Annotated in this window: 5 protein-coding genes; 3 read left to right on the forward strand and 2 right to left on the reverse strand. The window is 69.2% G+C overall.

Going from position 1 to position 5979, the window contains the following annotated elements; genetic code table 11:
• The coding region (locus tag AB0J09_RS54020) for an efflux RND transporter permease subunit (protein WP_360710005.1) at positions 1-2166 on the reverse strand (2166 nt) is incomplete at its 3' end.
• 100 nt (positions 2167-2266) lie between these two features.
• Here AB0J09_RS54020 and AB0J09_RS54025 point away from each other — a divergent pair.
• Positions 2267-2719: a MarR family transcriptional regulator gene (locus AB0J09_RS54025; RefSeq protein WP_360710007.1), complete on the forward strand. Its 453-nt coding sequence runs from the start codon at positions 2267-2269 to the stop codon at positions 2717-2719.
• 182 nt (positions 2720-2901) lie between these two features.
• On the opposite strand, the gene AB0J09_RS54030 is transcribed toward AB0J09_RS54025, so the two are convergent.
• Entirely contained in the window at positions 2902-3645 is a 744-nt protein-coding gene (locus AB0J09_RS54030; protein WP_360710009.1) for a TetR/AcrR family transcriptional regulator, read from the reverse strand.
• Between the two features lie 85 nt (positions 3646-3730).
• Between AB0J09_RS54030 and AB0J09_RS54035 the strand changes: the two genes are divergently transcribed.
• Entirely contained in the window at positions 3731-5236 is a 1506-nt protein-coding gene (locus AB0J09_RS54035; protein ID WP_360710011.1) for an MDR family MFS transporter, read from the forward strand.
• Positions 5237-5247: 11 nt separating this feature from the next.
• On the forward strand, positions 5248-5892 hold the full coding sequence (locus tag AB0J09_RS54040; RefSeq protein WP_360710013.1) for a DsbA family oxidoreductase: 645 nt from the start codon (positions 5248-5250) through the stop codon (positions 5890-5892).
• Positions 5893-5979 lie beyond the last annotated feature (87 nt).

Raw genomic sequence — 5979 nt, forward strand, 5'->3', positions numbered from 1 at the left:
GCTGCGCCATGATGCCGGTGAGCAGTGCCTGGTAGAACGCTCCCACGGAGGCGGGGACGGTGTCGTATCGCCGACGGCCGACAGTGCCTTGATCTGGTCGCGCAGCTGCTGCTGCACCTTCTCCGGGTCGGAGCCCTCCTTGATCGTCACCGAGTACGACGCCCGGTCCGCGCCGCCGCCGACCGCGCCGCCCTGCATGGCGTTGCCGCCGCCCACGTTCACCTGGTACGTCTCCACCCCGTCGACGTCCTTCAGCACGCCCTCCACCTTCTGGGCGGCCTTGTCGGTGGTCGCCAGGTCCGTGCCGACCGGCATCTTCTGCGACAGGGAGATCGTGTTCTGGCCCGAGGCGTCCAGGAAGTTCGTCTGCAGACCGCCCGCCAGGCCCATCGTGGCGACGAACACCGCCACCCCGATCAGCACCGTCGTCAGCTTGAACCGGGTGGCGAAGCGCAGCACCGGCAGGTAGGCCCGCTGCAACGGCGAGCGCAGCTCCTTGGCCTCGGCCTCCTCGCGCTGCTTGCGCGCCTGCTCCGGCGTCAGATCCGGCGCCTTCAAGAACCAGTACGCCATGACCGGCACCACCGTCAGCGACACCAGCAGCGAGGCCAGCAGCGCCACCGCCACCGTCACCGCGAACGGGCCGAACAGCTCGCCGACCATGCCGCCCACGATCGCGATCGGCGCGAACACCGCCACCGTCGTCAACGTCGAGGCCGTCACCGCGCCCGACACCTCGCGTACCGCCGCCAGGATCGCCTGCAGCTTGGCCTCGCCGTAGCCGAGATGCCGCTTGATGTTCTCCAGCACCACGATCGAGTCGTCCACCACGCGGCCCACCGCGATCGTCAGCGCGCCCAGCGTCAGCATGTTCAACGAGTAGTCGCCCACGTACAGCACGATCAGCGCGATCACCACCGACAGCGGGATCGACACCGCCGTCACCAGCGTCGAACGTACCGACAGCAGGAACACCAGGATGACCAGCACCGCGAACGCCAGCCCCAGCAGGCCCTCGGTCGTCAGGCTCTGGATCGACTCCTCCACGTACGGCGCCTGGTCGAACACCACCGACACCGCCGTGTCCGAGCCGTCGCCCAGCGCCTTGGTCAGGTCCGGCAGCTTGTCGCGAATGTCATGCGAGATCGACACCGCGTTGCCGTCGGGCACCATCGTCACCGACACGCCCAGGCTCGACCTGCCGTCCGTACGGGTGATCGTCGTCGCGTCCGCCAGCCCCAGCTTGATCTCCGCGACGTCACCCAGCTTGACCGGCTTGAGCGGCTTCGGCTTGACCTGCTGCTGTGCCAGGGCCGCCTGGCTCGGCTGTCCCTGGCCCGGCCGCGCCGTCTGCCCGCTCTGCCCGATGGGGGTCCGCGTCTGGGACTGGCCCGGCTGCTGGGTGCCCTGCTGGTTGACCGCCGCCGGCTGGGCCGGGGTCAGGTAGAGGTCCTTCAGCTTGGCCACCGAGTCGACCCGCGCGCCCACCTGCACCGTCAGCGACTTGCCGTCGGAGGTCAGGGTGCCCGCCGGGATCGGCGTGCCGTTGGCCTTCAGCACCTCGGGGATCTGCGAGGCCGAGACCCCGGCCACCGCCATCTTCTTGGCGTCCGGCTCGATCGTCACGACCTCGTCGCGGGTGCCCGTGACCTGCGCCTCCCGTACGCCCTCCACGCTCTGCAGCTCCGGCACCATGATCCGGCGCAGCTTGTCGGCCATCGCCCGCTCGTCGCCGCCGTCGCCCACCGCCAGCACCACCACCGGGATGTCGTCGGTGTTGCCCGCCACCACCTGCGGATCCACCCCGTCCGGGAGCGTGACCCTGCCGATGGCCTGCTGCATCTTGTTCAGCGAGGACTCGATGTCGGTGCCGAAGGCGAAGGCGACCTGGATCTGCGCCAGGCCCTCCTTCGACGTCGAGGTCATCTGCTCCATCCCGGTCAGGCCCTGGAAGGAGTCCTCGATCGGCTTGGTGATCTGGTCCTCGACGATCTCGGGCGAGGCGCCCGGATACGACGCGACCACGAACGCGCCGGGAAAGCTCAAAGACGGCAGCAACTGCTGTTTCAACTGCGGAATCGTGAACGCGCCGAACGCGCTGAGCACGATCGCGATCAAAATCACAAGTGTGCGGTTGACCAAGCTCAACCGGGCGAATGCGGTCACAGGCGTCCCCCTCCAAGAGTTCGCCCCAGACTAACACTTCGCCTTGTACGAATATTTAGACAGATTGAGCTTTCCTGATAACCTTCTCAGGAAGCGAGAGGTGAGTGTGAGCGACGAACGCGAAGACCTGATCCGCCGGATCACCGAGACACAACGTGGCCTGGGGCGAGTGTTCGCCCAGCACCGATCCCCCCTGTTCTCCTCCAACCTCACCATGCGGCAGCTCCACGTCGTCATGCTCCTGGCCCTCAACGGCTCCGCCTCAGGACAGGACCTCGCCCACCACCTGGGCGTCAGCCTCGGCACCGTCACCGGCCTCGTCGACCGCCTCGTCGCCCACGGCCTGGCCACCCGCCACGAGGACCCCCAGGACCGCCGCGTCCGCCGCGTCGAACTCTCCCCCGCCGGCGCCGCCCTGGTCGAGGAGATCAACAACGCCGGCTTCGAGCACTACCGCCGCATCCTCGAACACCTCGACACCGACACCCTGCGCTCCCTCGAACACATCACCCGCACCATCCGCGCGGTGGCCGACAAGCTCTACAACGACTGACCCCCGCCGCCGGTTTCCATCCCCCATCCCGGGTCGCACCCCGTTCCACGACCCGCCGGCCCCCTCGGTCAGGTGGCATCCGGTGGGATGCTGCCAGCGGCGTACTGGGTGCGCAAGGCCGAGATGATCGACGGTCACGTGCACATCCCGCTGCTGCGCAGGAGCGGGATGTGCCTTGCGGCTCAACGGGAGCGGAGCGACGGGATGAGCGCGGCGATGGCGTCGAGGATGCGGTCGAGCCCGTGCCGGAAACGATCGTCTGGGGCGAGGTGTGCGGTGCGGGAGTCGAGAACCGAACGGCTGAACAGCGGGAAGGCTCCGGACTCGACGACCTCGCGCACGTACGGCCCCATGTAGTCCCGCTTCCAGCGCTCGGGGTCCAGGCCGGTACGGCGGGCCTCCTCCAGCCAGCCGATCTCGCGGCGGATCGCGCTGTGGATGAAGTCGTTGAGCATGCCGACGAAGCCGGTGATGTCGTCGATGTCGAGTCCGATCCCGTCGAACGCGCCGAGCGCGAACTCGTGCACGCGCAACAGGTGGGGGCCCAGCGTGGGTCGGCCGGTGAGCAGCGCGATCAGCCAGGGGTGGCGTAGGCCTGCGGCGCGGATCTGCCGGGCCAGCAGCGTCAGGTCGGATCGCCAGTCACCGGACGGGCTGGCGGGGAGCTCGATCTCGCCCATCACCAGGTCGATCATGAGATCGGACAGGTCGTCGCGCCGGGGCACGTAGCGGTAGAGCGACATGGCGCCGGTGCCCAGCTCGCACGCGATCCGCCGCATGGTCGCGGCTTCCAGCCCTTCCGCGTCGGCGATCTGGACGGCCGTCCGGGTGATCTGCTCGCGGCTGTAGCCGGGGCGCCGTCCCGGTCCGGAGCGCTCGTGCCGCTCCGGCTGCATCCAGATGCTGGTCGGTTCCTCGTCGGCCATGCGCACCCCTTCCCTCCATTTGCGTACATGGTACCTGAATGGTTATGGTCCATTTCAAGTACGCAGTACGCGAAATGGAGAACGCATGGATCGATCGCTTCGCACGGGCGTGATCGGCGTGATGCTGGGCATGATCACAGCCCCGTTGGACGGCATGATGCTCGGGCCCGCACTGCCGACGATCATGAAAGATCTCGGCGGTCTGGACTACTTCTCCTGGGTGGCGACGGCCTATTTGATCTGCATGGCAGCCTCGACACCGATCTGGGGGAAACTCGGCGACCTGTACGGCCGCAAGGCGGTCTACATGGCCTCGATCGTGGTCTTCCTGCTGGGGTCCGGCCTGTCGGGAGTCGCGCAGGACATGATCCAGCTCGTCGGCTTCCGGATGGTGCAGGGGCTGGGCGCGGGAGGTCTGATGACCGGGGCTCTGGCGCTGATCGGCGAGCTGGTGCCGCCCCGCCACAGCGGCAGGCTCATGGGGCTGTTCGGGACGATGATGCCGATCGCCTTCATCGCCGGACCGTTGCTCGGTGGCCTGTTCGCCGAGCATCTGGGCTGGCGGTGGGCATTCTTCGTCAATCTCCCCATCGGCGCGGTCGCCTTGCTGCTCATCGGCGCCGCCGTACGGCTGGAGCCGCGCCGGATCAGAGCGCGGGTCGATTACCTGGGGGCGCTGCTGCTGACGGTGGCGCTGGTGGCGCTGAGTCTGGTCGCCAGCTGGGGCGGCACCCAGTACGCCTGGGCTTCGGCTCCGATTCTGGGGCTGATCCTGATCGGGTCGGTGGCGCTGGCCGCCCTGGTATTCGTGGAACGGCGCGCGGCCGAACCGATCGTCCCGCTGCGGCTGTTCGCCGACCGCAACTTCACCCTGGCCCAGGTCATCCGCTTCCTGGGCGGCGTCGGCATGGTGGTCGCGGCAACCTTCCTGCCTCAATACATGCAGCTGGTCCATGGCGCCTCGCCGATCGCCAGCGGCATGCTGATCCTGCCCTCGATGCTGGGCATGGTCACCGTGCTGATCGGCACCGGCCGGCTGATCAGCCGTACCGGCCGCTACCGCATCTATCCGATCCTCGGCGGCGCCACCGTGGCGGTCGGCATGCTCGTGCTGCTCATGCTGCGGCCCAGTACCAGCCTGGCGCTCGCCTCCGGCCTCACGCTGATCGGCGGCCTCGGCGTGGGCCTGCTGATGCAGTCCACCACGATCATCACCGTCAACAGCGCCGAGCCCCGCGACATGGGGGCGGCCAGCGGTTCGGTCACCCTGTGGCACACCATGGGCGCTTCGCTGGGCGTGGCCGCCCTGGGCGCCTTGTACACCGCCCGGCTGCAGGACACCCTGATCGACCGCCTCGGCGCGGCGACCGGCACCCGGATCGCCTCCGGCCGGTTGACTCCCGGCGCGCTCGCCCAGCTCCCGGCCTCCGCCCAGGAGGCGGTTCACCTCGCCGTCTCCAGCGGCATCCACGCCATGGCCCTCGGCGCGGCCGCGCTGGGCGTCCTCGCCTTCGCGCTGGCCTGGTTCATCCGCGAGGTCCCGTTGCGCGACCGGACCCCGTCGGCCGAACCCGCAACCGCGGCCGCGTGAGGGAGCGACGCATGCCGCACAGCGTGAAAGCCCAGATCGCGGTGGATGTGATCTGCTCGCACTCCTACCTCGGCTACACCCGCTTCGCCCGCGCCGCCAACCAAGTCAGGGCCGAGGGCGTGGAGGTGACGGTGGAGTTCCTGCCCTTCGAACTCGCCCCAGGCGCCCCCGCCGACGGACGGCCACTCCTCACCGTCCTCGAACAGACCTTCGGCCCGCAAGCGGTGGCCGGCGCGCTCGACTTCGCCGAACGCGCGGCCCGCGAAGGCCTCCGGCTCGCGTACGGCAAGGCCATCGCCACCGGCACCTTCGACGCTCACCGCCTCATCGCCGAGGCCGCATCACAGAACAAGGCCGAGCCCATGGCGGAACGCCTCTTCCGCGCCCACTTCACCGACGGGCTGCACATCGGCGACCCCGCCACCCTCGCCCAGCTGGCCACCGAGGTCGGCGTCGCCACCGGCAGCGTGCCTCCCTCCGCCGTGCGCGCCCGGCTCGACCGAGTGCGCCGCCTCGGCATCACCGGCGTGCCGGTCTTCCTCATCGAGAACCTGCCCCCGCTCACCGGATCCCAGACCGAGACCACACTGCTTGCGGCCCTGCGACAGGCCGCCGCCAAAGGAGCACATCATGAAGGAGAACACCGTGACCGATGACCCGCTACGGCTGGCCGTCATCGTCGGCAGCGTCCGCGACGGCCGCCTCGGCCCGACCGTGGCCAGCTGGTTCGCCGGCCAGGCCAC

It is taken from the genome of Nonomuraea sp. NPDC049784 (assembly GCF_040659615.1).
In the GTDB taxonomy this organism is placed as follows: Bacteria; Actinomycetota; Actinomycetes; order Streptosporangiales; family Streptosporangiaceae; genus Nonomuraea.

Excerpts from the sequence above, each read along its gene's own strand:
- AB0J09_RS54040 (WP_360710013.1), top strand. The coding sequence starts at position 5,248 with ATGCCGCACAGCGTGAAAGCCCAGATCGCGGTGGATGTGATCTGCTCG.
- AB0J09_RS54035 (WP_360710011.1), top strand. The coding sequence starts at position 3,731 with ATGGATCGATCGCTTCGCACGGGCGTGATCGGCGTGATGCTGGGCATG.
- AB0J09_RS54030 (WP_360710009.1), bottom strand. The coding sequence starts at position 3,645 with ATGGCCGACGAGGAACCGACCAGCATCTGGATGCAGCCGGAGCGGCAC.